The following is a 24431-nucleotide window of genomic DNA, read 5'->3' on the forward strand; positions in this document are numbered from 1 at the left end:
ATGAAACTGAAACGCTCGAAGGTACTTTTCTTGACGGCTCTCGTCGTGTTGTCCGCCGCGGCCGGCTGGTACGGCTGGGAGCGGGGCAAGCAGCCGAGGCAGACGGCCGAGGAGGCATGCAGGAAGCAGTGCCATCCGTTGCCCTGGCAGATCAAAGGAGAAAAGCGGATACCCAACGCGCCCGAAGGCTGGCGCAACTATCCGGTCCATCCGACGTGCCAGTGCGGTTGAGCATGCTGGGTTTTCCGGTGCTCGATGGCAAGGAGCAACATCGAACACACTATCTCTCTATCGGAGATCTAGGGAAGGTCTGAACAACTCGCGATCCCGAGCCCGCCATGCACGTGCTGCCGACGAGAGGTCGACGCGTTCACGGTTCGATCGCCTTCTGAAGTGGGTTTGAAGCGCCCCCGAGCGCTCTCACGTGTCCGCGCCAACATTCTCCCCAATATCTGGAAATCAAGGCCATCACCACCCTGAAGCCTTCAGGCTCACTCCACCGTCACGCTCTTCGCGAGATTGCGCGGCTTGTCCACATCAGTCCCGCGCGCACACGCCGTGTGATACGCCAGCAGCTGCAGCGGCACCACGTGCAGGATCGGCGAGAGCGCGCCGTAGTGCTCGGGCATGCGGATCACGTGCAGCCCCTCGCTGCTCTTGATCTTCGTGTCGCCGTCGGCCAGCACGTAGAGCACGCCGCCGCGCGCGCGCACTTCCTGCAGGTTGCTCTTGAGCTTCTCGAGCAGCGCGTCGTTGGGGGCCACGGCCACCACGGGCATCTCGCTGGTCACCAGCGCGAGCGGGCCGTGCTTGAGTTCGCCGGCGGCATACGCCTCGGCGTGGATGTAGGTCACTTCCTTGAGCTTGAGCGCGCCTTCGAGCGCGATCGGGTAGTGCAACCCACGCCCGAGGAAGAGCGCGTTGTCCTTGCGCGCGAAGTCCTCGGCCCAGCCGATGATCTGCGGCTCCAGCGCCAAGACCGACTGCAGCGCGACGGGCAGGTGGCGCATCTCCTTCAGGTAGCGCGCCTCGTCGGCGTCGCTCAGCCGGCCCTTGGCCTGCGCTATGGCGAGCGTGAGCAAAAAGAGCCCCGCCAGCTGCGTGGTGAAGGCCTTGGTCGACGCCACGCCGATTTCCACGCCGGCGCGCGTGATGTACGCCAGCTTGCACTCGCGCACCATCGCGCTGGTGGCGACGTTGCAGATGGTCAGCGTCTGCTCCATGCCCAGCGAGCGAGCGTGCTTCAGCGCGGCCAGCGTGTCGGCGGTTTCGCCCGACTGGCTGATGGTGACGACCAGCGTCTTCGGATCGGGCACGGACTCGCGATAACGGTACTCGCTGGCGATCTCGACCTGGGTGGAGATCTTCGCGATGCCTTCGAGCCAGTACTTGGCGGTGCAGCCGCTGTAGTAGCTGGTGCCGCAGGCGAGGATGAGGATCTTGTCGATGTCCTGGAACACGCGATGCGCGCTCGCTCCCGTGGCGCCGTCCTGGCCGATGCCGTCGAACAGCTCGGGCACGATGCCTTCCACGCCTTCGAGCGTGTCGCCGATGGCGCGCGGCTGCTCGAAGATTTCCTTCTGCATGTAGTGGCGGTAGGGGCCGAGCTCGGCCGCACCGCTGTGGGCCAGCACGGTGCGCACCTGGCGGGTGACCGGTTTGTGGTTCTTGTCGACGATCCAGTACTTGCCGGGCTGCAGGTCGACCACGTCGCCCTCTTCCAGGTAGATGATCTGGTCGGTCACGCCGGCCAGGGCCATCGCGTCGCTGGCGAGGAAGTTCTCGGCACCGTCCTTGCCAGCGCCCAGGATCAGCGGCGAGCCCGCGCGCGCACCGACCACGCGCTGCGGCTCGTCGCGGCAGATCACGGCAATGGCGTAGGCGCCGTGCAGCTGCAGCACGGCGGCCTTGACGGCCTCGAACAGGTCGCCGTCGTAGAGGCTGTCGACGAGGTGGGCGATGACCTCGGTGTCGGTCTGGCTCTCGAAGGCGTAGCCCTTGGCTTCGAGCGCGGCGCGCAGCGTTTCGTGGTTCTCGATGATGCCGTTGTGCACGAGCGCGACGCGGCCAGGCCGCGCGGCCTGCGCATCGGCGCCGGGACCGTGGCTGAAATGCGGATGCGCGTTGTGCACCGCCGGCGCGCCGTGCGTGGCCCAGCGCGTGTGGGCGATGCCGGTGAGGCCTTCGACCTTGTCGTCGCGCACCTGCGCCACGAGGTCGGCCACGCGCGAGGTGGTGCGCGCCCGTGTCAGGCCGCCGGCCTGCACTGCCACGCCGCACGAGTCATAGCCGCGGTACTCGAGCCGCTGGAGGCCCTGCACGAGGACCGGAACGATGTTGCGATGGGACGCTGCCCCGACGATGCCGCACATGGTGAGCTGCCTTTGAATGAAGAAGAGGCTCGATGGTAGGAAGGCATGAAAGAAATATGCATTCGAAATTTCATTGATTTCGGACTTTTATTTCTTCATTTTTCCTATTTGGACTTTTATTCCATAATTTCTCTGAATATGGAATCAATCTCGCTCGATTCAACAGACTTGCGGCTGCTCGAGGCCCTGCAGCGCGATGCCTCACAGACCAACCAGCGACTCGCCGCGGACATGGGCATCTCCCCGCCCACCTGCCTGCGCCGCGTGCAGCGGCTGCGCGAGCTCGGGCTGATCGAGCGCCAGGTCGCGCTGCTGTCGCCCGACCGGCTCGCCACGGTGCTGGGTCACGGCCTGCAGGCGGTGATCGAGATCTCGCTGGACCGGCAGGACGCCGCCTCGCTCGACGCCTTCGAGGCGCGCGTGATCGCCGACGACGCGGTCCAGCAATGCTGGCGCGTGTCGCCCGGCCCGGACTTCGTGCTGGTGGTGGCGGCGCGCGACATGCCCGGCTACGCCGAACTCACGCAGCGCCTGTTCACAGCCGATGCGAACGTGCGCAACGTCAAGGCCTTCTTCAGCCTGAAGCGCGCGAAGTTCGAGCCCCGGCTGCCGCTGGGGCCCCGGACCTGAAGAAGCCCCTCAGGCCTTCGGCTTCTTTTGCGGACGCTTCCAGTTCGGGAAGCTCACCGGCTTGCTGCGCGCCACAGTCAGCGCCCCCGGCTCGGTCGACTTGTTGATGGTCGAGCCGCCGCCGATGGTGCCGCCCGCGCCGATGGTGATCGGCGCCACCAGCACGCAGTTGCTGCCCACGTGCACGTCGTCGCCGATCACGGTGCGGTGCTTGTTGGCGCCGTCGTAGTTGGCGGTGATGCTGCCCGCGCCGTAGTTCACGCGTTCGCCCACGGTGGCGTCGCCCAGGTAGGCGAGGTGGTTGGCCTTCGCGCCGGCAGCCAGCGTCGAGTTCTTCACTTCGACGAAGTTGCCGATGTGCACCTCGGTACCCAGCTGCGCGCCCGGCCGCAAGCGGGCGAAGGGGCCGATCAGCGAGCCCGCGCCGACGCTCACGCCGGCCTTCTCGCCCTCGATGTGGGTGAACGGATGGATCACCGCGCCGGCCTCGATGCGCGCATTGGCAATGACGCAGTTCGCGCCGATGCGCACGCCCTCGCCCAGCGACACGGCACCCTCGAAGACGCAGTTGACGTCGATCTCCACGTCGGCCGCGCATTCGAGCGTGCCGCGCAGGTCGAAGCGCGCCGGGTCGGCCAGGCGCACGCCCTGCTCCATCAGCGCGCTCGCCTGGCGCAGCTGCCAGGCACGCTCCAGCGCCGCGAGCTGGGCCGGGCTGTTGATGCCGGCCACCCGCAGCGCATCGGTGGTGATGTGCGCGACCACGGGCACGCCGTCGGCGGCCGCGAGCTTCACCACGTCGGTCAGGTAGTACTCGCCCTGGGCGTTGTTGTTGTCCAGCCGCGCAAGCCAACCCTTGAGCAGGCGCGCCGGCACGGCCATCACGCCGCTGTAGATCTCGCGCACCGCGCGCTGGGCCTCGGTGGCGTCCTTGTGCTCGACAACGGCCTGGACGTCGCCCGTGCCGCCCGAGCGGATGACCCGGCCGTAGCCCGTTGGGTCGTCGAATTCGATGGTCAGCAGCGCCAGCTTGCCGCCCGCGCTGGCCGCGACGAGTGCGCGCAGCGTGTCTTCGCCGATCAGCGGCACGTCGCCCGAAAGCACGACCACCGTGCCGTCGTCCGCCAGCAGCGGCGCGGCCTGCTGCACCGCGTGGCCGGTGCCGAGCTGCGGCTCCTGGCGCGCGAAGCGCAGCGTGGCGCCTTCGATGCCGCCGGCCATGGAGGCCTCGACCTCGGCCGCGCCGTGGCCGGTGACGACCACCACGCCGCGCGCGCCGATGCGCCCCGCGGTGCCGGCCACATGCGCCAGGAGTGCGCGGCCACCCAATCGATGCAACACTTTGGGCAGTCTGCTCTTCATGCGCGTGCCCTTGCCGGCGGCCATGATGACGACGTCGACCGGCCCGTGGTTGCTGTCTTGTTGCGGAGTCTGATTCATGCGTTTTTCTTCCCGGATTCGTTGCGCTGCAGTGGCGCGGATTATCGGCGCGCTGCTGGTGGCGGCCGCGCTGGGCGCCTGCAGCGCGATCCAGCTGGCCTACAACAACCTACCGACGGTGAGCTACTGGTGGCTCGACGGCTACCTGGATTTCGACGGCGCCCAAACCCCGAAGGTGCGCGACGAGCTGGCCCAGTTGCTGGCATGGCACCGGCAGAACGAACTGCCGCGCCTCGCGTCGCTGCTGAAGGAGGCAGAGGCGATGACCCCGGGCGAGGTGACGCCGGAACAGGTCTGCGCCATGGCCGACCGCATCCGCGAGCGCCTGCTGGCGGTGACCGAGCGCGCCGAGGCCGCCGGCACCGACCTGGCCCTGAGCCTGAGCGACGCCCAGTTGCAGCAGCTGGAGCGCAAGTACGCCAAGAACAATGCCGAGTACCGCAAGGACTGGCTCGACCGCACGCCGGCGCAGGTGCAGGAGAAGCGCTACGACCAGTTCCTCGACCGCACCGAGGATTTCTACGGCCGGCTCACCGGCGAGCAGCGCGATCTGCTGAAGCAGCAGGTCGCCCAGTCGGTGTTCGACCCGAAGCTGGCGGACGCCGAGCGCCGAAAGCGCCAGCAGGAGGCGCTGGCGCTACTGCGCGGCTTCGTCGCCAGCAAGCCTTCGCCGGCCGAGGCCCGCGCCGCGCTGCATGGCTACATCCAGCGCATCGCCGATCCGCCGCCCGGTCCCTGGCGCGACCAGCAGCAGGCGCTGCTGCAGGAGGGCTGTCGCAACACCGCGGCCATGCACAACGGCACGAGCGCGAGCCAGCGCGCGCAGGCGGTGCGCCGGCTGCAGGCCTACCAGGACGACCTGCGGCAGCTGGTGGCGGCGCGCTGAACTAAATCAGCGGCGTCGGCCGCATCGGCCGCTCGAAGTAATCGCCCAGCCTTTCCAGCGCATGCGGCTCCAGGATGCGCAGCCAGCCGGCGTCGATCCTGTAGAGCCCCAGGCGCTGCAGCCGCCGCAGCGTCTTGTTGGTGTGCACCAGCGACAGCCCCAGCGCGTCGGCGATGTGCTGCTGGCTGAACGGAAACTCGACCCAGCCGTCACGCTCCATGCCCACGCGCTGGGCGCGGCGGTACAGGTGCATCAGCAGCATGGCCACCCGCTCGCCGGCATTGCGCCGACCGGCGGTGACGAGGTTGTCGTCGACCATCTTCTCCTCGCGGGCCGCCAGCCAGGTGATGTCGTAGCCCAGCTTGGGCTGGGCGTGGAACAGGCCCCAGAGCCTCTCGCGCGAGAAGGCACACAGCGTGACGTCGGTCACCGCCTCGACGCCGTGGGTCTGGCCGTCGGCGAACTCGTCCTGCAGGCCGAGGAAATCGCCGGGCAGCAGGAAGCTCAATATCTGCCGCCGGCCGTCGCTCAGCGTCTTGTAGCGGAAGGCCCAGCCCGAATAGAGGGTGAAGAGCTGCGGGCTCGGCCGGTGCTCGTCGATGATCGGGCTGCCGGCCTCCACGCGCCGGGCGCCGACGCGGAAGGACTCGATGGTCTCCAGTTCCTCGCCGGAGGGAGGCAGGAAGGCGTCGAGCCGGCGCAATGCGCACTGGGCGCACGGATTCACGCCCCTGGGAGGCGCCATGGCGGCGGGGTAGTCCTCGAATTTCACGCTTCACTATAGGCGCAGGGCCTGTGTCTTTTGACATTTCGCGGCGTCCGGCGGGCACCTAAACTCCGCACCGCCTTCCAACCCAAGACGCATGACAGAAGAAGCCACGCCACCACTCTACGAAGTCCTTTATTGCAGCACGCTGGCCCAGGACCTGGCTCCGGGCACCGTGGGCACGATCGCCTCGCGGGCGCGCATCCGCAACGCGCAGCACGACATCACGGGCCTGCTGGTGTTCGACGGCCTGCGTTTCTGCCAGCACCTGGAAGGCCCGCGCGAAGCCGTCGACGCGCTGATGCGGCTGATCGCGGCAGACCCGCGCCATGTCGGTGTCAGGGTGGTCTACGAGGCTCCGTTGGAAATTCGCCGCTACAGCGGCTTCGGCATGGGGCTGGCCGAGTGCGAGGGGCCCGACCAGATGGCCGGCGTGCATGCGCTAGACGGGGAAGCGGCGCTGCGGCACTTCCTGTCACTGGTTCCCAGCTTCGACATCAACGGCTGAAGACGGGACGGGACTGCGCCATCCCCCGAAAAGGCGCTTCAAAAAGAAAAAGGCGGCCGAGGCCGCCTTTTCAGCTCATGGAGGACGAACAATCGCTCAGGCGTTGTCCCAGCTGTAGGTCGCGCCGTAGCCGTCCCAGGCCTCCATCACGATGCGCTGGCCCGCAGCCACCATCAGCGATTCGCCGGGTGCGAGCACCAGGTCTTCGCTGGGGTTGGCGAGCGTGGCGTCGGGCGTGATCCACACGCGACCCTGCTTCACGCGCAGGATGCTGGCCGCCCGCGCCTTCAGGCTCATCGCCTCGCCGGGAGCGATCTGCCACGCACCGCGGCGGACAGCCGGCGGAACGGTGGCGGCGCGAGCCGGGACGGACAGGGACGAGAGCGATTCGGTGGTGCAGACGGCGGTGGACATGATGAAACTCCTTGGCTTTGCCGGTGCGCTTGACAGAAAGTGGCAATAGCGCAGTTCGGGAATGAATGATCGTTTCTATGGCGTTGGCGGTCCAATGAAAACGAGGTAGCCTACTGATGCTGGTTTCGCATCAATCGATTGGCCGCAAACCGCCCCGGATTCATACCCATGCAACATTCCCAGACCCATCTGCGTTCCCGCCCGATCTCCGCCGGGCACCTGCGCGCCTTCGAGGCCGTCGCCCGGCACCTGAACTTCCGTGCCGCGGCGGAAGAAATGGCACTGACCCAGTCGGCCGTGAGCCGCCAGATCCAGTCACTCGAAGAAGAAGTGGGCGTCGCCCTGTTCCTGCGCCACACGCGCGCGGTGGAGCTCACCAGCGCGGGCGCCCTGCTGCTGCTGGCGGTGCAGCAGTCGCTGCCGCGCATCGACACGGCCGTGCGCCAGATCCGCCAGAGCGCGGGGCGACAGAGCGTGTCGCTGACCACCTTCGCCTCGTTCGCCTCGATGTGGCTGATCCCGAGGCTGGAGGCCTTCCAGCGCGACAACCCCGAGATCGACATCCGCATCGACGCCAGCGACGTGGCGGTCGACCTCGACGTGGCCGACGTGGACATCGCCCTGCGCTACGGCCCGCGCGAGGCGATGCCGGCCGGCGCCGTGCGCCTGTTCGGCGAAACGCTGACGCCGGTGGCCAGCCCCTGGCTGCTGAAGAGCAGCCCGCCCATCAAGACGCCGGCCGACATGACGCAGTTCACGCTCATCGAGGCCGGCGACGCGCACCGCACGCACCTGGAATGGCTGACCTGGCGCCGCTGGTTCGAGGTGAACGGACTGGAACGCGCGCAGCCCAAGCGCTGGCTCTATTTCAACTACGCCTACCAGATGGTGCAGGCCGCGCTCACCGGCCAGGGCGTGACGCTGGCGCGCAGTTCGTTGATTGCCGAGAGCCTGGCCAACGGCGACCTGGTCGAGGTGCTGCCGCAGCACCGCATGGATTCGCCGATGTCCTACTGGCTGATCGCGGGGCCGCGCAGCGTGCAGCGGCCGGAAATCAGGGCGTTCTGCGACTGGCTGCAGCTCCAGGCCGTGACCACGCGCGAGACCATCGGCGAGGTGCCCGACCCGGACACCGTCGACAACATCGACTGAGGCGCGAGGGCCGCCTCAGCTCGTTGGCCAGACGACGCCGTTGTCGTTCAGGATGGCGTCCAACGGCAGGTCGTGCGCCTCGGGCTCGAAGTCCTCGAGGAAGCCGTTGGTGAAACCCAGCCCCACCGTGAACGGCCGAGGCTCCAGCGCCGCCAGCGTGCGGTCGTAGAAGCCGCCACCGTAGCCCAGCCGGTAGCCGCCCGCGCTGTAGCCCACGCAGGGCACGAACAGCAGGGTCGGCACGATCAACTCGGTGTCCTTGGGCTTGGGGATGCCGTAGGCGTCTTCTTCCATCTGGCAGCCCGGGTACCAGGCGTGGAAGGTCAGGGTCTTGTGAACTTTGTCGATCACCGGCAGTCCGATGCGGCGGCGCTGGGGCTCTTCCATGAGTTCGCCGTCTTCCTTCCAGCGGTGCAGGGCGGGCAGCGGATCGAACTCGCCCTTGATGGGCCAGTAGGCGCCGATCACGGTGTCGGGCCGTCCGACCAGCCAGATCCGCATCACGCGCTGCAACAGGTCCGCGCGTGTCAGCCGGTCGGGCATCGCGAGGCGTTGCTCGATGAGTGCTTTTCTCAACTGTTCCTTAAGAAAACTCGCCGTTGCCGAAGTGTCGGCACCCTTTGACTTGTCCATAATCCCCCGATGCAGTTCCCAAGCATTTTGGCATCCAAGCGCCATCGCCCGCGCAACGCGGCACCCGCACTGGTTTTTTCCGCGGTCCTTGCCCTCGCCGCGTTGCTGTCACAGCAACCCGCCGCAGCCCAGAGCAACACCAACGACGACGTTCTGGTCCAGATGAAGCAGGCCTTCCAGCGCGGCGACAAGGCCCGCCTGACGGCCCTGCTGCCGCAAGCCCGCGGCCACGCGCTCGAACCCTGGGCCGCCTACTGGGAACTCAAGGCACGCCTGCAGGAAGCCGCCCCCAACGAAGTGCAGGACTTCTTCGCGCGCTACCCCGGCACCTACCAGGAAGACCGCCTGCGCAACGACTGGCTGCTGCTCACCGGCCAGCGCCGCGACTGGGACAACTTCTCCGCCTCGGTCGACGGCTTCCGCATGGGCGACGACGCGCAGGTGCGCTGCTACGCGATCCTGGTCGACTCGCTGCGCAGCGGCACCGCCACGCAGGCGCAGGCCGACGAGGTGCGCCGCAACTGGTTCGCCCAGAAAGACTCCGACGACGGCTGCGCCACCGCCGCCGACCGCATGGTCGCCGCACGCCTGATGTCGACCAACGACGCCTGGAAGAAAGCGCGCCTGGCGATGGAAGCCAACCGCCCGCAGGCCGCGCGCGCCGCCGTCACCATCGCCGCGCCCGACGCGCTGCCGCTGTTCGAGGAGCTCAATGCCAGCTCTGCCAAGTTCCTGACCGGCCGCGCCTTCGTGGCCGCCAAGTCGCGCAAGGAGCTGGTGGTGCTCGCGCTCATCAAGGTCGCCATCGCCGACCCCGAGCTGGCAGCCTCGCAGCTCGACAGCAAGTGGGGCCCGATGCTCTCTGCCGAGGAGCGCAACTGGCTCTGGGGCACCATCGGCCGCGCCGGCGCCATCAAGCTGTGGCCGCAGGCCGGCACCTATTACGCCAACGTCACCAAGAACAGCGACCTGTCCGACGACATGCTCGGCTGGCGCGTGCGCGCCGCCCTGCGCGCCGGCCAGTGGAAGGAGGTGGCGCCCGCCATCAACGCCATGAGCGAGGCCGCCCAGCTCGACCCGACCTGGGTCTACTGGAAGGCCCGTGCCCTGTCCAATGCCGGCGGCGACGAACGCCGCGCCCAGGCCCGCGAGCTCTACCAGAGCATCGCCGGCTCGCGCGGCTTCTACGAGATGCTGGCGCTAGAGGAACTCGGCCAGCGCACCGTGGCCGCCACGCGCCCCGCCCCGCTCACGCCCGAAGAGAAGGCGGCCGCGCGCAACAACCCGTCGCTCGCCCGCGGCCTCTACGCCATCGCCATCGGCCTGCGCCCCGAGGGCACGCGCGAGTGGAACTACGCCACCAACCTGCACGACAAGGGCGGCATGGACGACCGCGCGCTGCTGGCCGCGGCCGACTTCGCCTGCCAGCGCGAGGTGTGGGACCGCTGCATCAACACCAGCGAACGCACCAAGGGCGTGGTCGACGTCGAGCAGCGCTTCCCGATGCCCTTCCACGACACGGTGCTGCGCAAGAGCCAGGACATCGGCCTCGACCCGGCCTACGTCTACGGCCTGATCCGCCAGGAAAGCCGCTTCATCATGGACGCGCGCTCCGGCGTCGGCGCCTCGGGCCTGATGCAGGTCATGCCCGCCACCGCGCGCTGGACGGCCCGCAAGATCGGCATGACCGACTTCTCGCCCGGCCAGATCAACGACCGCGAGACCAACATCACCATCGGCACCAACTACCTGAAGCTGGCGCTCGACGACTTCGACGGCTCCATGGCGCTGGCCGCCGCCGCCTACAACGCCGGCCCGGGCCGCCCGCGCAACTGGCGCAACGGCCCGGTGATCGACGCGGCCATCTGGGCCGAGAACGTGCCGTTCAACGAGACGCGCGACTACGTGAAGAAGGTGCTGGCCAACACCACCAACTACGCCGCCATCATCAGCGGCCGGCCGCAGTCGCTTAAGGAGCGCCTGGGCCGCGTGGGCCCGCGCGACGCCTCCGAGCCCGAGCCGAACAAGGACCTCCCCTGAAGTCCGCCGCCTGAAATGAGCTGGCGCGACGAGGTCCTCGACACCATCGCGTCCGAGTTCTCGGATGTGGGTGACGTCGCGCAGCTCACGCGCATCGTGCTGCGCCTCACGCTCGCGGGCGCGCTGGGCTTCGTGCTCGGCTTCGAGCGCGAGCAGCAGGGCAAGGCGGCCGGCGTGCGCACCCACATGCTGGTGGCGATCGGCTCGGCGATGTTCGTTCTGATCCCGCAGCAGACCGGCATCGTGCCGGCCGACATGAGCCGCGTCATCCAGGGGCTGGTGGCCGGCGTGGGCTTCCTCTGCGCCGGCACCATCCTCAAGCAGGGCAAGGACGAAAGCCATGTGCAGGGCCTGACCACGGCGGCGGGCCTGTGGATGACGGCGGCCATCGGCATGGCCTGCGGACTCGGCCGCGAGGTGACGGCCGTGACCAGCGCGCTGCTCGCGCTCGCCGTTCTGGCACTGGTGCCGCGGCTCGTGAGCCTGATCGAGCGGGTGGCCGGACCGAAGAAGAGCAGCGGCAGCGCCGGCGACGACACCCGCCAGCGCTGACCGCCCTCCCGCATCAATTCACGCGGCGTTCGGCATCAATTGCCGTCCGGCGCGCGGCTAGCATCGGGAGCTTTGTTTCAGAACCACCGCAACGGACCGGAGAACCCCTCATGCGCAAGCTCTACGTCGGCAACAAGAACTACTCGTCATGGTCCATGCGGCCCTGGGTGCTGATGAAGCAGGCCGGCATCGACTTCGAGGAAGTCGCGGTGCGCTTCGATTCCTTCGAGGCCGACTCGCAGTTCAAGCACACCATCGGCGCGCTGAACCCGGTGGCGAAGGTGCCGGTGCTGGTCGACGGCGATCTCGTCATCTGGGACACGCTGGCCATCGCCGAGTACCTCGCCGAGACCTTCCCCGATAAGCAGCTCTGGCCCCGTTCGGTGGCCGACCGCGCGCGCGCCCGAAGCGTCTGCGCCGAGATGCACTCGGGCTTCGGCGGCCTGCGCGGCCATTGCGGCATGAACCTCGAAGCCTCGCTGCCCGAGGTGGGCGCGCGGCTGATGAAGGAAGTGCCCGAAGTCGGCAGCGACCTCGCGCGCATCGTGCAGATGTGGAGCGGCCTGCTCGACGCGCACGGCGGCCCGATGCTGTTCGGCCGCGAATTCGGCATCGCCGACGCCTACTTCGCGCCGATCGGCACGCGCATCAGGACCTACGGCCTGCCGGTGCCTGCGCACATCACGGCCTACATCGAGCGCGTGCAGGCGTTGCCGGGCGTCAAGGCCTGGATCGACGCTGGACTCGCGGAAAAGGACTTCCTCCAATTCGAAGAGCCCTACCGCACCGGGCGATAGGGCTCTTCGAACAAGAGTGGCGTGCCCTTGCGAGGGGAATCGCGGGACACCGCGGAACCGGCTTTGCCGGGCCGCAGGTGTCGCCCCCGGCAGGGGGTTGGCGAAGCGACACGAAGTGCGCGCAGCCTGGGGGCAAGCCAGGTTCAGAACCTGTATGTTGCCGACACGTAGGTCACGATCGGGTTCAGCTTCAGGCTGGCCTCGCTGTTGGCCACGGGCAGGCCGTAGACCGAGGTCGTGGTCAGCTTGGCCTTGGTCTTCAGCGGGATGTACGACACCGAGAACGAGATACCCCAGTGCTTGTCGAACTGGTAGGCCGCGCCCACGTTGATCACCGGCGCGAACGAGCTGTCGAGCTTGGCAGTGGTGTTCACGGCGAACGGCGACTGGTGGAACTGGCTGGCCAGCGCGCCCTGCAGGCTCGAGGTCAGCTTGACGTTGCTGTACCAGACATAGGTGGCGCCCAGGCCCACGAACGGCCGGAAGGCGTCGTTGCCTTCGTTGAAGAAATACTTGCCCAGGACCGTCGGGCTCCACTGGCGAGCCTCGCCGAGCTGGCCCACGCGGCCGAGAGTGCCGGTGCCGTTGAGCTTGAACTTCGGGGGCACGCCGAACACGCCTTCCACCGCCCAGTGGCTGTCGAGGAAGTAGGTGGCGCTGAGGCCCAGGGTGTCGGAATTGCTCACGCTGGCGCCGGAACCGGGCAGCACGCTCGGAATGGGCGAGGTCACGGTCAGCGGCTTGCTCGAATCCTGCGGTGACAGATGGAACCACCCTGCGCCGACGACCCAGTCGCCGGCCTGTTGCGCCATGGCGCTGCCGGACGCCAGGGCGCCCAAGGCTGCAAGCGCAATCGTTGTTTTCTTCATGATCTGAATTGCTCCTTTGAATGAAATATCCCTCTACGGAGGCGGGCGTCGGCTGTGATCGCCGCTGTAAATCTTCCGTACGACAGACGATTGCCCGGTCCGATCCGCAGATTATCGAACGACCGTTCTATTTTCAAGCCACGGAGTATCCCTACACTGAGGCCATGAAAATTTTTCTCGTCGGCGGTGCCTTGCGCGACCGCCTGCTGGACCGTCCGGTGTCCGACCACGACTGGCTGGTGGTCGGTGCCACCCCCGAGGAAATGGTGGCGCGCGGCTACCTGCCGGTGGGGCGCGACTTTCCGGTGTTCCTGCATCCGCAGACACGCGAGGAATACGCGCTCGCCCGCACCGAGCGCAAGAGCGCACCGGGCTATCTCGGCTTCACCGTGCACGCCGCCCCCGACGTCACGCTCGAACAAGACCTGGCGCGCCGCGACCTGACCGTCAACGCCATCGCGCTGCCGGCCGAACTGGTGAGCCCCGACGGTCGCTTCAACCCCACGCCCGAGACGCTGGCCGATCCCTTCCACGGCCAGCGCGACCTGCGCGACAAGGTGCTGCGCCATGTGACCGACGCCTTCCGCGAAGACCCGGTGCGCATCCTGCGCGTGGCGCGCTTCTCCGCCCGCTTCGACGACTTCGACGTCGCCCCCGAAACCAAGGCGCTGATGCGCGAGATGGTCGCGGCCGGCGAAGTCGATGCGCTTGTGCCGGAGCGCGTGTGGCAGGAGCTGTCGCGCGGCCTGATGGAAACACGCCCCTCGCGCATGTTCGAGGTGCTGCGCGAATGCGGTGCGCTGTCGGTGCTGCTGCCCGAGATCGATGCCGGCGGGCGGCTGATGCAGGTGGTCGACACGAGCGCGCGGCTGAAGGCATCGCTTGCCGTGCGCTTCGCCTGCCTGACCGGCGGCCTCGGCAAGAGCACCAGGCCGGGCCTCGCTGCACTGCACGCGCTGTGCGAACGCTGGCGCGTGCCGGTGGAGATCCGCGAACTGGCCGAGGTGGTCGCGCGCGAACACACGCACATCGACGGCAGCGGCACGCTCGACGCCGCCGGGCTGGTCCGGCTGCTGGAGCGCTGCGACGCCTTCCGCAAGCCCGCGCGCTTCGCCGACGCCCTGCTGGCCCGCGAGTGCGAAGCGCGCAGCAACCCCGGCAACGACGATCCCTATCCACAGCGCCAGCGCCTGCTCGCGGCGTTGGCGACGGCAGCGGCCGTGGCCACCGACGAGGTGGCGAAAGCCGCCCTGCAATCTGGCGCAACCGGTCCGAAGATCGGCGAGGCCATCCACCACGCGCGCGTCGAAGCCGTCGCGGCATCGCTGGCCTGAGCCGCCCGAGCCTGAAGACTGCCCGCCGGGGCATGACTTCTGGCACTTCCCCGGGCAGACCCCGTCGCTAGCATCGACCGGGTGAATGCCACCGCGCCGAAGCCGTCACGCGAATCCACCGACTTCCCTCTCCCGACGGGGCCGGACGAACTGGCCCTGCGCGTGCTGCGCGAGCACGTGGCCTCTGTGTACGCGGCCTACAACGCCTCGGTGTTCGTGCACTTCGGCCTGGGCGCCGCGCTCGGCACGGCCATGTACGTGCACGAGCCGCGCACGTGGATCCTGGTCTGGATGGCTGTGCATCTCTCGCTCGGCCTGTTCCTGTTTCTCATGCCGCGCTGGCATTCGGGGGTGCCGCTCGCCGACACCACGCGCTGGGCGCGCCGGCACTCGCGCACCGTCACGGCCGTGGGCGCGGCCATGGCCAGTGCGCCGATGCTCTTCATCTCGTCCGACGATCTGCCCGTGACCTCGGTGGTGACGGTGGTCGTCATCGGCAGCTGCGCGCGCGCCATGCAGCTGCTGTGGCCGCTCAAGCCCGCGCTGTACGGCTACACCCTGCCGATGATGCTGAGCCTGATCACCGTGCTCGCCTGGCAGGGCGACGCCATGCACTTCTTCCTCGCGCTGTTCAGCCTCGGCTACCTGCTGTTCACGCTGCGCGTGGGCAACCAGCAGCACAGGCTGCTGACCGACTCGCTGGTGCTGCGCTTCGAGAACGAGGCGCTGGCCGGGCAGCTCGGCAGGCAGATCGCCGCCGCGGAGCGCGCCAGCGCGGAGAAGACGCGCTTCCTCGCCACCGCGAGCCACGACCTGCGCCAGCCGCTGCATGCCATCGCGCTCTTCGGCGCCGCGCTGGAAAACGAGCTGCGCGAACACCACGGGGGACGCAACGCCCGGCAGCTGATGCGCGCGGTGAACGCGCTGGGCAACTCGCTCGACACCATGCTCGACGTGTCGCGCCTCGACGCAGGGGTGGTCACGCCCGCCATCGGCCCCGTGCCGCTCGATGCGCTGTTCCGCTCGCTCAACCACATGTTCGCGGCGCGGGCCGAGCAACGGCAGCTTCAGCTGCGGGTGCACGCCAGCGGCCTGTGGGTGCGCAGCGACGCGCAATTGCTGTACCGCATGCTCTCGAACCTCGTCGACAACGCATTGAAGTACACGGTACGCGGCGGCGTCTCGGTGCGGGCACGCACGCGCGGCGACATGGTGTGGATCGAGGTGGTCGACACCGGCATCGGCATCGCGCCCGAGCAGCAGGAGCGCGTGTTCGAGGAGTACTACCAGGTGCACAACCCGGGCCGCGATCGCACGCAGGGCCTGGGCATCGGCCTCTCTATCGTGCAGCGGCTGTCCCAGCTGCTGTGGCATCCGGTGCAGCTGAAGTCGCGCCCGGGCCGCGGCAGCCGCTTCCGCCTGCGGCTGCCCGCCGCGACGCAGGCCGAAGCCGGAGTCGAGACGATGCCTCCCGCCACCGGCCTGGCCAGCCCTTTCGTCACCGGGGCAATGCCCGATCCGGCTCGCACCATCCACGCGCCTCATGCGGCACGCGGGCGCATCCTGCTGATCGACGACGAGGCGGAAGTCCGCGAGGCCATGACCGGCTTCTTCCGGGCCCATGGCCTCACCGTGGACACGGCGGCCGGCGAAGCCGAGGCCGCCGAGCTGCTCGCCCGGCCCGAGGCACGGGAGCATCCCTTCACGCTGCTGGTGTGCGACTACCGCCTCGCCAACGGCGACAACGGCCTCGACGTGGGCCAGCGGCTGCAGCGCCGCTTCGACCTGCAGGCGCCGCTGCTGCTGGTAACCGGCGAGACCTCGCCCGAGCGCCTGCAGCGCGTGCGCGCCTCGGGCGTGCCGGTGCTGTTCAAGCCGGTGAGCGCGGCGGCCCTGCTGGGCGCGCTCGCGGAGCTGGCGCCGGAGACATCGCCCGCCCACTGAGCCGGCCCCGGGGAGGCCCCCGGCAGATTGGGCTTTCGCCGACAAGCGCCGCGCGCGGTGCGTGTTAAGGTTTTCCCCGATGCCAAAGTCCTCCAGCAACTCGCAGTTGCCTCCTCCGTTGGGCCGGGACGCAGCCCTCTTCCTCGACTTCGACGGTACGCTGGTCGGGCTCGCGCCCACGCCCGAAGCCATCGAGATCCCGCCTGCCCTCGTGCCCCTGCTGGCCGACCTGCGCGACCAGCTCGGCGGCGCGCTCGCCGTGGTGTCGGGCCGCCAGATCGACTCCATCGACCGCTTTCTCGCCCCCCTGCGGCTGCCCGCGGCCGGCGAGCACGGCGTGCAGCGCCGCGACGCCGCCGGCCACATGCAGGAACAGCGCGCGCCCGAGCTCGCGCCCATCCTCGACATCGCCAACGAGCTCGCGCGCGTGCACGAAGGCCTTCTGGTCGAGCGCAAGCATGCCGCCATCGCCCTGCACTACCGGCTCGCGCCGCAGCTCGAGGCGGTGTGCCGCGACGCGATGTCGCGCGCCATCGAAAACCATCCGCAGCTCGAACTGATGCACGGCAAGTTCGTGTTCGAGGTGAAGCCCGCGGGCATCAACAAGGGCATTGCCATCGACGCCTTCATGGCCGAGGCGCCGTTCGCCGGCCGCATGCCGGTCTTTCTCGGCGACGACACCACCGACGAAAGCGGCTTTGCCGTGGTGCAGCCGCGCGGCGGCATCGCGGTCAAGGTCGGCTCCGGGCCGAGCCTGGCGCTGCACAGGCTCGAGTCGCCGCGCGCCGTCTACGAATGGCTGGTGCAGTCGCGCGACGCGCTCGCGGCGAAACGCGCCACAGGAACCACCCAGGAATCACCGAGGAGCCCCCGATGAGCGAACAACAACTGCCGGTGGCGCCCGAAGGCGGCGCCGCCCCCGGTACGCGCGGCTTCGCGCCGCACGCCGAGCCTTCGCTCAACGTCGGCGTGATCGGCAACTGCGCCTACAGCGCGCTCATCGACTCGCGCGGCCGCGCCGTGTGGTGCTGCCTGCCGCGCTTCGACGGCGACCCGGTCTTCAACGCCCTGCTGCACCCCGGCGAGGATGCGGGCGCGTGGAGCATCGACATCGAGGACTTCGCCGAGGCCAAGCAGTGGTACGAGCCGAACACCGCCGTGCTGCGCACGCAGCTCTTCGACAGCGCGGGCCAGGGCATCGAGATAACCGATTTCGCGCCGCGCTTCTACAGCCGCTCGCGCTACTTCCGCCCGCTGATGATCGTGCGCCGCGTGCGGCCGATCGCCGGCGCGCCGCGCATCCGCGTCTCGCTCGACCCGCGCTTCCAGTGGGGCGCCTCGGAGCCGGTGGAGGTCACGCGCGGCAGCAACCACATCCGCTACGTGGGGCCCGACGTGACACTGCGGCTGAACACCGATGCGTCGATCTCGCACATTCTTTCGCGCCAACCCTTCGTGCTCTCGCGCGAATACAACTTCATGTTCGGCGTGGACGAGACGCTGATGGACGGCATCGCCGACACCGCGCGCCGCTTCGAGCAGGAGACCATCTCCTACTGGCGCACCTGGAGCAAGCGCCTGGCGATTCCCTTCGAGTACCAGGACGCGGTGATCCGCGCGGCCATCACGCTGAAGCTCTCGCTGTATGAAGACACGGGCGCCATCGTCGCGGCCATGACCACCAGCATCCCCGAGGCGCCGGGCAGCCAGCGCAACTGGGACTACCGCTACTGCTGGCTGCGCGACGCCTTCTTCGTGGTGCGCGCGCTCAACTCGCTCAGCGAGGTGGGCACCATGGAGGACTACCTGCGCTGGCTGGGCAATGTGGTGATCGGCTCGCACGGCGAGCACATCCAGCCGCTCTACGGCATCGGGCTGGAGCGCGAGCTGCCGGAGTCCTTCGTCGACGGCCTGCCGGGCTACCGGGGCATGGGCCCGGTGCGCGTGGGCAACCAGGCGCAGGAGCACTTCCAGCACGACGTGTACGGCAACATCGTGCTCGGCGCGGCACAGGCCTTCCACGACCACCGGCTGCTCAGCCGCGCGGGGCTGGCGGAGTTTCCGCACCTCGAGGCGGTGGGCGAGCGCGCGGTGAGCGTCTACGGCACGCCCGACGCCGGCATGTGGGAGCTGCGCACCCGCGCCCGCGTGCACACCAGCTCGGCGCTGATGAGCTGGGCCGCCTGCGACCGGCTCTGCAAGATCGCCCGCGCGCTGGGGCTGCCAGAGCGTTCCGCCTACTGGCACGGCCACGCCGCCCGCATGAAGGAGGAGATCCTCGCCAAGTCGTGGTGCGAGGAGCGCCAGGCCTTCGCCGAGAGCTTCGGCGGACACGAGCTCGACGCGAGCATCCTGCTGATGGTGGAAGTGGGCCTGATCGACGCGCGCGACCCGCGCTTCATCTCCACCGTCGACGCGATGGAGAAGTCGCTGTGCGACGGCCCCTACATGCGCCGCTACGAGGCGGCCGACGACTTCGGCAAGCCCGAGACCGCCTTCAACATCTGCACCTTCTGGCGCATCGACGCGCTGGCCAAGATCGGCCGCAAGGCCGAGGCGCGACAGATCTTCGAGACCATGCTCGCGGCGCGCAACCCGCTTGGCCTGCTGTCCGAAGACACGCACCCGGTCACGGGCGAGATGTGGGGCAACTTTCCGCAGACCTATTCGATGGTCGGCATCATCAACGCGGCCGTGCGACTGTCCGCCCCCTGGGATTCCGCCATATGAGCCGTCTCGTCGTCATTTCGAACCGCGTGGCCGATCCGCGCAAGCCGGCCGCCGGCGGCCTGGCCGTTGCGCTCGGCGAGAGCCTGCAGCAAAGCGGCGGCCTGTGGTTCGGCTGGAGCGGGCAGATCATCGAGGGCGGCCCGACCGGCGAGGGCGAGCTGCACAGGCAGCAGGCCGGCAAGGTCACGCTCGCCACCATCGACCTGAGCCGCGAGGACCACGACAGCTACTACCTGGGCTACAGCAACGACGTGCTCTGGCCGGTGTTCCACAACCGGCTCGACCTGGCGCACTTCGACGCCGGCTTCGTGGGCGGCTACCGGCGCGTGAACCAGCTGTTCGCGCGCAAGCTGCTGCCGCTGCTGAAGGACGACGACATCATCTGGGTGCACGACTACCACCTGATCCCGCTGGCGGCCGAACTGCGCGCCATGGGCTGCAGGCAGCGCATCGGCTTCTTCCTGCACATTCCGCTGCCGCCGCAGATCATCACCGCGGCCATTCCGCAGCATGAATGGCTGATGCGCTCGCTGTTCTCGTACGACCTGATCGGCTTCCAGGCGCAGCAGGACGTGCAGCACTTCGAGCACTACGTGCGCAACGAGGCGCACGGCGAGTACCTGGGCAACGACATGTACCGCGCCTACGGGCAGACGGTGCGAAGCGCGGCCTTTCCCATCGGCATCGATGTCGACGAATTCGCGGCGCTCACGCATGCGAAGGAATCGCGCGACATGTACGAGACGATGAAGCGCGAGTATTCGCAGCGCCGGCTGCTGCTGGGCATCGACCGGCTCGACTATTCGAAGGGCATTCCGCAGCGCGTGCGCTCGTTCCGCGAGCTGCTGGCCAACTACCCCGAGAACCGGCGCAGCGCCACGCTGATCCAGATCGCCTCGCCCACGCGCGAGACGGTCGATGCATATGCCGACATCCGGCGCGAGCTCGAATCGCTGTGCGGCGCCATCAACGGCGACTACGGCGAGCTCGACTGGATGCCCGTGCGCTACATCCACCGCATGGTGGCGCGCAAGCGCGTGCCGGGGCTGTGCCGCGCGGCGGCCGTGGGGCTGGTGACTCCGCTGCGCGACGGCATGAACCTCGTCGCCAAGGAGTACATCGCGGCGCAGGACCCGGCCGATCCGGGCGTGCTGGTGCTGTCGCGCTTCGCGGGGGCGGCCGAGCAGCTGAAGGAAGCGCTGCTGGTGAATCCCTACGACACGCACGGCACGGCGGAGACGGTGCAGCAGGCGCTGCAGATGCCGCTGGAGGAGCGGCGCGAGCGGCACCAGAAGCTGCTGTCGCGCATCCGCGAGCAGGACATCCACTGGTGGCGGCGCAGCTTCCTGGAAGCGCTGCGCGAGGCGGCCAGCGAGCGCTGAGCCCCTCGCCAGCTACCAGCCGGTCAGCAGCCGCACGAACCGCATCACGGGCCGTGCCTCCGCGGCAGCGGCCCTGGAAGCCCGCTGCACGGCCTGCGGCCCGTGCACCCGGAGATGCACCGGCGTCAGCGCCGACACCTCTATCCAGCCGCCGTGCGGCAGCCGGTGCACGTCGCCTTCCTCGAGCGGCGTCTCGGTCATGAACACGGTCTCGCCGAGCCAGCCGGGCGGCGAGACCACGCGGGCGCGGCCCTCGGCCAGCTGGAGCCATGTTCCGGCATCGACCGAAATGCGCAGGGACTGGCCGGGTTCGAGAACGATGGAATCGGGCGCTTGGGAGAGGGTGGTGATCATGGCGAACCTCGGATGAACGTGGGTACATCGTAGGAATCCGGCCGCCCGAAAAACAGGCACACGCCATGGCTATTGCGACCGTAACAGCCGAGCCGAAAAGGCATCTGTTATGGTCGTTTTCCCATTCAACTGCATCTGTTTTCGGATGCCCGATGCGGGGAACATCAACCCCATGGACTCGCTACCGCTCTACCGCCAGCTCTCCGCGCACTACGTGGACGCGATCCACACCGGCTCGCTCAAGCAGGGCGACAAGCTGCCATCGCTGCGCAGCCTGATGCGGCTGCACGACATCAGCCTGTCGACCGCGCTGCAGGTCTGCCGCGCCATGGAGAGCGACGGCTGGGTCGAGGCGCGCGACCGCTCGGGGTACTTCGTGCGCCGGCCCCAGCGGCTGGCCATCGCGCCGATGGAAGAGCCGGTGGCCGACGTGCCGCCCGACCCCGCGCAGTTCGTCAGCATGCGCACGCGCATGGCCAACTTCATGGCGCGTGGCCGGCACACCGGGGTGAAGCTCAACTTCGCCATCGCCCGCGCGGCGCCCGAGCTGTATCCCGCCGAGGCCCTGCGCAACTCGATGACGCGCGCGCTGCGCCAGCGGCCCGAGCTGCTGACCACCTCCTCGTCGCAGAAGGGCCACGAGCAGTTCCGCGAGGCCGTGGCGCAGCGCAGCCTGCGCATCGGCATGACGGTGCCGCCCGACGAGGTGCTCGTCACCAACGGCTGCATCGAGGCGCTGAACCTCGCGCTGCGCGCCATCGCCAAGCCTGGCGACACCGTGGCCGTGGAATCGCCCACCTTCTACGGCCTGCTGCAGGTGCTCGAAAGCCTGGGCCTGCGCGCGCTGGAGATCCCGACCAGCCCGCAGACCGGCATCTCGCTGGAAGCGCTCGACCTCGCCATCCACACCTACGACGACATCAAGGCCGTGGTGGTGGTGCCGCACCTGCAGAACCCCATCGGCAGCGTGATGCCCGACAGCCACAAGCAGCGGCTGGCGCACCTGTGCGAGAGCCACGGCATCGCAGTCGTCGAGGACGACACCTACAGCGACCTCGTGGAAGCCGACGCGCCGCTGCGCGCCCTGAAGTCGTGGGACCGCACGGGCAACGTGATCTATTGCGCCTCGCTGCACAAGGTGCTGGCGCCGGGGCTGCGGCTGGGCTGGATCACCGCCGGGCGCTGGCACGCGCAGGTGGAGATGCTCAAGTACGCGCAGACCCGCAACAACGAGGCGCTGGCGCAGATCGCCGCGGGCGAGTTCATCGCGGGAGGTGGCTACGACCGCCACCTGCGCCGGCTGCGCGAGCGGCTGCACGAGCAGCGCGACCAGACGGCGGATGCCATCGCCAGGTACTTTCCCGCCGGCACGCGGCTGAATCTGCCGCGCGGGGGGCTGCAGCTGTGGGTCGAACTGCCGGGGCAGCGCTCGTCGGTGGACGTGTTCGACGCCGCGCTGCGCGAGCACATGCTGGTGGCGCCGGGGGCGCAGTTCTCGAATTCGGGGCGCTTCGACAACTACCTGCGCATCAACTGCGGCTGGCCGTATTCGAAGGCGGTGGATGCCGGGCTGCGGCGGCTGGGCGAGATCGTGTCGGCCGCTCGGCCACGCGGCCAGGGCCCTGTTCAGACGATGTAGAACACCACGGCGTCGCGCCTCGACGCCGCGCCGGCGAAGAAGCGCTTCACGCCTTCCATGAATTCCGCGAGGTCCTGTGCGCCGTCCCGCCAGACCTTGGCCCAGTACAGCTCGTCGAACTTCGCCGGCTCGCCCGTGAAGCGGCCCACGAGCTCCGCCACGTCGTGCTGTGCGAGCCGGGCGGCCGCGCGCTCCACGTGGGCGGCCGTGAGGTAGATGCAGCCCAGCCCGTCGGTGCCGTCGAGCTCCTCGCCATCGACCGCCTCGGGCATCAGCGTGCGAACCACGTCCCAGGCCTGCTCCACCGTCTGGCTGTCGTGCGGGCCGCCCTGCGCGGCGGGCGAATGCAGAAAGCCCGAGACGGTGGACGGATCGATCACCAGCGCGCGCAGCCGGTAGCGGTCCAGGGCGTAGAAGGCGGCGCCGATGCTCATGTACTGGGTTCCATGCGGGCGGCGCGCGCCACCGCTGCGAGCGCGATGCTCACGCTGTCGATGTTGCGCTGCGCGTTGTCGATGTTCCTGAAATGGTCGGGCGTGCAGATCTGGTTGAGCAGCAGCGTGCGCTTGAAGTGCACGAGCGCCTGGCGCAGCTCGCCTTCTTCCTGCGCGATCAGGCCCAGGTCGTTGTGGGCGTTGGCGGCAGCGGCGGAAATGCCGCGACAGCTGCGCTGCTGGATGTCGAGCGAGCGCTCGAACAGCTCCCGCGCCCGGATGAAGTCGCGGCGCGCCATGAACAGGCCGGCGAAGTTGTTGAGCATGTCGGAGTGCAATTCGGTATCGCCCTCGCCCTGCGGCAGCTTGTCGAGATGCACGAGGGCGCGGGCATAGCAGAGCTCGGCCTTCGCCTCCTGCCCCGACTCGGCGTAGAGGAACGCCAGGTTGTTGAAGGCGCGCACCACGCCGTCGCTGGAACCACCACCGGCTTCGGACACCGCCATGGCGATGGTCTTCTTGTAGAGCGCCTCGGCCTCGTCGGCGCGCCCTGCCGCTGCGTGCAGCAGCGCGAGCGTGTTGGTCGGCCCGCGCCGCCAGCTGTCGTCGAGGCCCAGCTGCCCGACCATGGCCAGGGCTTCGTCCGCCGATGCCTGGGCCTTTTCATTCCAGCGCAGCCGCCGGCACAGCTCGGCATGGCTGGACAGGTGCAACACCACGGTCTTGTCGGGGCCGCCGTGCAGCCGGCGGCTGGCGGTAACAGCCTCGGCGCAGAGTTTTTCGGCGCTTTGCAGGTCGCCCTGGGCGAGCGCATCGCGGTAGCGTGCCTCGCGATCGTCGAGCAGGTTCAGCAGCGCGCCCTGTTCGTCGGAGGTCGCACCGCGCGCCTTGCGCTGCTCGATACCGACCAGCGTCAGGTCCAGCGCCTTGCGGGCGACGTCCATGTCCTCGGCAGGCATGCCGATCTTGCGGCCGATGGAAAGGCTTTCCTCGAAGCTGGCCCGCGCCTTGTCGAAGGCGTCGATCTGGTAGCAGGCCTGGCCGAGCATGCACAGGGTCATCGCGAGGTTCTGGTGCGGCCCCTTGAACACGCGGCGCATGGCCGCGACGATCTGCTCGCCGATGGCGACGGCCCGCGTCCAGTCGCCGGCCTCGGCGGCGGCCACAAAGCGCTCCTGCAGCTTGTTGGCTTCGGCGAGGGCGGTGAGATCGAAGTCCTTTGTGGCATCCCTCGGCGCGGGGCGACGGGTGAGCTGGCGCGCGGCGGCTGCTTCGTCACTGTCGCCATCCGTCGTCCCGGCGTCACCCTGCTTCTTCAGCCGCCGGTGAACCCACCAGAGGTCGAACAGCAGCCACGGCAGCAGCACCATCAGGCAGAAGCGCGAGCCCGGCAGGCCCGCGAGCCCGTAGAGCAGCAGCCCCAGTTGCGCCGCGCCGCCCAGGTAGCTTCCCAGATAGAAGCGATGCGCCCCGATGAAGCCGCCGACCAGCCACAGCAGCCAGGCAAAGGAGCGACGGCGAGGCAGCGGGGTCATGGTTTCGCCTATGGCTCTGG

At 68.8% G+C, this 24431-nt stretch carries 23 protein-coding genes; 14 read left to right on the plus strand and 9 right to left on the minus strand.

Annotated features, from left to right (window positions below):
• A complete protein-coding gene (locus EJO71_RS08150) occupies positions 1-231 on the plus strand; it encodes a hypothetical protein (RefSeq protein WP_125948475.1) in 231 nt (76 codons plus the stop codon).
• A gap of 260 nt (positions 232-491) precedes the next feature.
• Here EJO71_RS08150 and glmS read toward each other — a convergent pair whose 3' ends face one another.
• Positions 492-2372 (minus strand): glutamine--fructose-6-phosphate transaminase (isomerizing), encoded by a 1881-nt coding sequence (glmS, locus tag EJO71_RS08155; RefSeq protein WP_125948474.1) that lies wholly within the window; start codon positions 2370-2372, stop codon positions 492-494.
• A gap of 138 nt (positions 2373-2510) precedes the next feature.
• On the opposite strand from glmS, the gene EJO71_RS08160 reads away from it, so the two are divergent.
• Positions 2511-3002 (plus strand): Lrp/AsnC family transcriptional regulator, encoded by a 492-nt coding sequence (locus EJO71_RS08160; protein ID WP_125948473.1) that lies wholly within the window; start codon positions 2511-2513, stop codon positions 3000-3002.
• Between the two features lie 9 nt (positions 3003-3011).
• Here the strand turns inward: EJO71_RS08160 and glmU are convergent, their stop codons facing one another.
• The gene (gene glmU / locus EJO71_RS08165; RefSeq protein ID WP_125948472.1) at positions 3012-4442 is read right to left on the minus strand and encodes a bifunctional UDP-N-acetylglucosamine diphosphorylase/glucosamine-1-phosphate N-acetyltransferase GlmU; all 1431 of its coding nucleotides are present in this window, start codon (positions 4440-4442) and stop codon (positions 3012-3014) included.
• Here glmU and EJO71_RS08170 point away from each other — a divergent pair.
• Positions 4441-5328 carry a DUF6279 family lipoprotein gene (locus EJO71_RS08170; protein ID WP_240651338.1) on the plus strand — a complete coding sequence of 296 codons (888 nt, stop codon included), beginning with the start codon at positions 4441-4443 and terminating at the stop codon, positions 5326-5328. The two genes, glmU and EJO71_RS08170, sit on opposite strands and share 2 nt — an antisense overlap.
• Before the next feature lies 1 nt (position 5329).
• Here EJO71_RS08170 and EJO71_RS08175 read toward each other — a convergent pair whose 3' ends face one another.
• Positions 5330-6073: a Crp/Fnr family transcriptional regulator gene (locus EJO71_RS08175; RefSeq protein WP_125948652.1), complete on the minus strand. Its 744-nt coding sequence runs from the start codon at positions 6071-6073 to the stop codon at positions 5330-5332.
• 118 nt (positions 6074-6191) lie between these two features.
• On the opposite strand from EJO71_RS08175, the gene EJO71_RS08180 reads away from it, so the two are divergent.
• The gene (locus tag EJO71_RS08180) at positions 6192-6602 is read left to right on the plus strand and encodes a BLUF domain-containing protein (protein WP_125948471.1); all 411 of its coding nucleotides are present in this window, start codon (positions 6192-6194) and stop codon (positions 6600-6602) included.
• A gap of 96 nt (positions 6603-6698) precedes the next feature.
• Here the strand turns inward: EJO71_RS08180 and EJO71_RS08185 are convergent, their stop codons facing one another.
• Positions 6699-7016 (minus strand): DUF2917 domain-containing protein, encoded by a 318-nt coding sequence (locus tag EJO71_RS08185; RefSeq protein ID WP_125948470.1) that lies wholly within the window; start codon positions 7014-7016, stop codon positions 6699-6701.
• Between the two features lie 168 nt (positions 7017-7184).
• On the opposite strand from EJO71_RS08185, the gene EJO71_RS08190 reads away from it, so the two are divergent.
• On the plus strand, positions 7185-8168 hold the full coding sequence (locus EJO71_RS08190; RefSeq protein ID WP_125948469.1) for a LysR substrate-binding domain-containing protein: 984 nt from the start codon (positions 7185-7187) through the stop codon (positions 8166-8168).
• Between the two features lie 15 nt (positions 8169-8183).
• Here the strand turns inward: EJO71_RS08190 and EJO71_RS08195 are convergent, their stop codons facing one another.
• A complete protein-coding gene (locus EJO71_RS08195; RefSeq protein ID WP_125948468.1) occupies positions 8184-8801 on the minus strand; it encodes a 5-formyltetrahydrofolate cyclo-ligase in 618 nt (205 codons plus the stop codon).
• A 9-nt stretch (positions 8802-8810) separates the two neighbouring features.
• On the opposite strand from EJO71_RS08195, the gene EJO71_RS08200 reads away from it, so the two are divergent.
• The 3 genes from EJO71_RS08200 (at position 8811) to EJO71_RS08210 (ending at position 12190) form a co-directional block, all read left to right on the plus strand.
• On the plus strand, positions 8811-10841 hold the full coding sequence (locus tag EJO71_RS08200) for a lytic transglycosylase domain-containing protein (RefSeq protein ID WP_125948467.1): 2031 nt from the start codon (positions 8811-8813) through the stop codon (positions 10839-10841).
• Between the two features lie 15 nt (positions 10842-10856).
• Positions 10857-11393 (plus strand): MgtC/SapB family protein, encoded by a 537-nt coding sequence (locus tag EJO71_RS08205; protein ID WP_125948466.1) that lies wholly within the window; start codon positions 10857-10859, stop codon positions 11391-11393.
• A 110-nt stretch (positions 11394-11503) separates the two neighbouring features.
• On the plus strand, positions 11504-12190 hold the full coding sequence (locus EJO71_RS08210) for a glutathione S-transferase family protein (protein WP_125948465.1): 687 nt from the start codon (positions 11504-11506) through the stop codon (positions 12188-12190).
• Between the two features lie 143 nt (positions 12191-12333).
• Here the strand turns inward: EJO71_RS08210 and EJO71_RS08215 are convergent, their stop codons facing one another.
• On the minus strand, positions 12334-13059 hold the full coding sequence (locus EJO71_RS08215) for an OmpW family outer membrane protein (RefSeq protein WP_125948464.1): 726 nt from the start codon (positions 13057-13059) through the stop codon (positions 12334-12336).
• Between the two features lie 164 nt (positions 13060-13223).
• Here EJO71_RS08215 and EJO71_RS08220 point away from each other — a divergent pair, with 164 nt between their 5' ends.
• The 5 genes from EJO71_RS08220 (at position 13224) to otsA (ending at position 20449) form a co-directional block, all read left to right on the plus strand.
• The gene (locus EJO71_RS08220) at positions 13224-14393 is read left to right on the plus strand and encodes a multifunctional CCA addition/repair protein (protein WP_125948463.1); all 1170 of its coding nucleotides are present in this window, start codon (positions 13224-13226) and stop codon (positions 14391-14393) included.
• A gap of 81 nt (positions 14394-14474) precedes the next feature.
• Positions 14475-16337: a hybrid sensor histidine kinase/response regulator gene (locus tag EJO71_RS08225; RefSeq protein WP_125948462.1), complete on the plus strand. Its 1863-nt coding sequence runs from the start codon at positions 14475-14477 to the stop codon at positions 16335-16337.
• Between the two features lie 79 nt (positions 16338-16416).
• Positions 16417-17214 carry a trehalose-phosphatase gene (gene otsB / locus EJO71_RS08230; RefSeq protein WP_125948461.1) on the plus strand — a complete coding sequence of 266 codons (798 nt, stop codon included), beginning with the start codon at positions 16417-16419 and terminating at the stop codon, positions 17212-17214.
• Positions 17211-19067 carry a glycoside hydrolase family 15 protein gene (locus EJO71_RS08235; protein WP_125948460.1) on the plus strand — a complete coding sequence of 619 codons (1857 nt, stop codon included), beginning with the start codon at positions 17211-17213 and terminating at the stop codon, positions 19065-19067. The genes otsB and EJO71_RS08235 overlap by 4 nt, the downstream gene beginning before the upstream one ends.
• Entirely contained in the window at positions 19064-20449 is a 1386-nt protein-coding gene (gene otsA / locus EJO71_RS08240) for an alpha,alpha-trehalose-phosphate synthase (UDP-forming) (protein WP_125948459.1), read from the plus strand. The genes EJO71_RS08235 and otsA overlap by 4 nt, the downstream gene beginning before the upstream one ends.
• Before the next feature lie 12 nt (positions 20450-20461).
• Here otsA and EJO71_RS08245 read toward each other — a convergent pair whose 3' ends face one another.
• The gene (locus EJO71_RS08245) at positions 20462-20803 is read right to left on the minus strand and encodes a hypothetical protein (protein WP_125948458.1); all 342 of its coding nucleotides are present in this window, start codon (positions 20801-20803) and stop codon (positions 20462-20464) included.
• Between the two features lie 172 nt (positions 20804-20975).
• Between EJO71_RS08245 and EJO71_RS08250 the strand changes: the two genes are divergently transcribed.
• A complete protein-coding gene (locus tag EJO71_RS08250; protein WP_125948457.1) occupies positions 20976-22442 on the plus strand; it encodes a PLP-dependent aminotransferase family protein in 1467 nt (488 codons plus the stop codon).
• Here the strand turns inward: EJO71_RS08250 and EJO71_RS08255 are convergent.
• Positions 22430-22876 carry a DUF1877 family protein gene (locus EJO71_RS08255; RefSeq protein ID WP_125948456.1) on the minus strand — a complete coding sequence of 149 codons (447 nt, stop codon included), beginning with the start codon at positions 22874-22876 and terminating at the stop codon, positions 22430-22432. The genes EJO71_RS08250 and EJO71_RS08255 overlap by 13 nt on opposite strands.
• A complete protein-coding gene (locus EJO71_RS08260) occupies positions 22873-24411 on the minus strand; it encodes a tetratricopeptide repeat protein (protein WP_125948455.1) in 1539 nt (512 codons plus the stop codon). Before EJO71_RS08260 ends, EJO71_RS08255 begins: the two co-directional genes overlap by 4 nt.
• Between the last annotated feature and the right edge of the window lie 20 nt (positions 24412-24431).

The sequence above is a fragment of the Variovorax sp. 679 genome (assembly GCF_003952185.1).
Taxonomy (GTDB): domain Bacteria; phylum Pseudomonadota; class Gammaproteobacteria; order Burkholderiales; family Burkholderiaceae_C; genus Variovorax.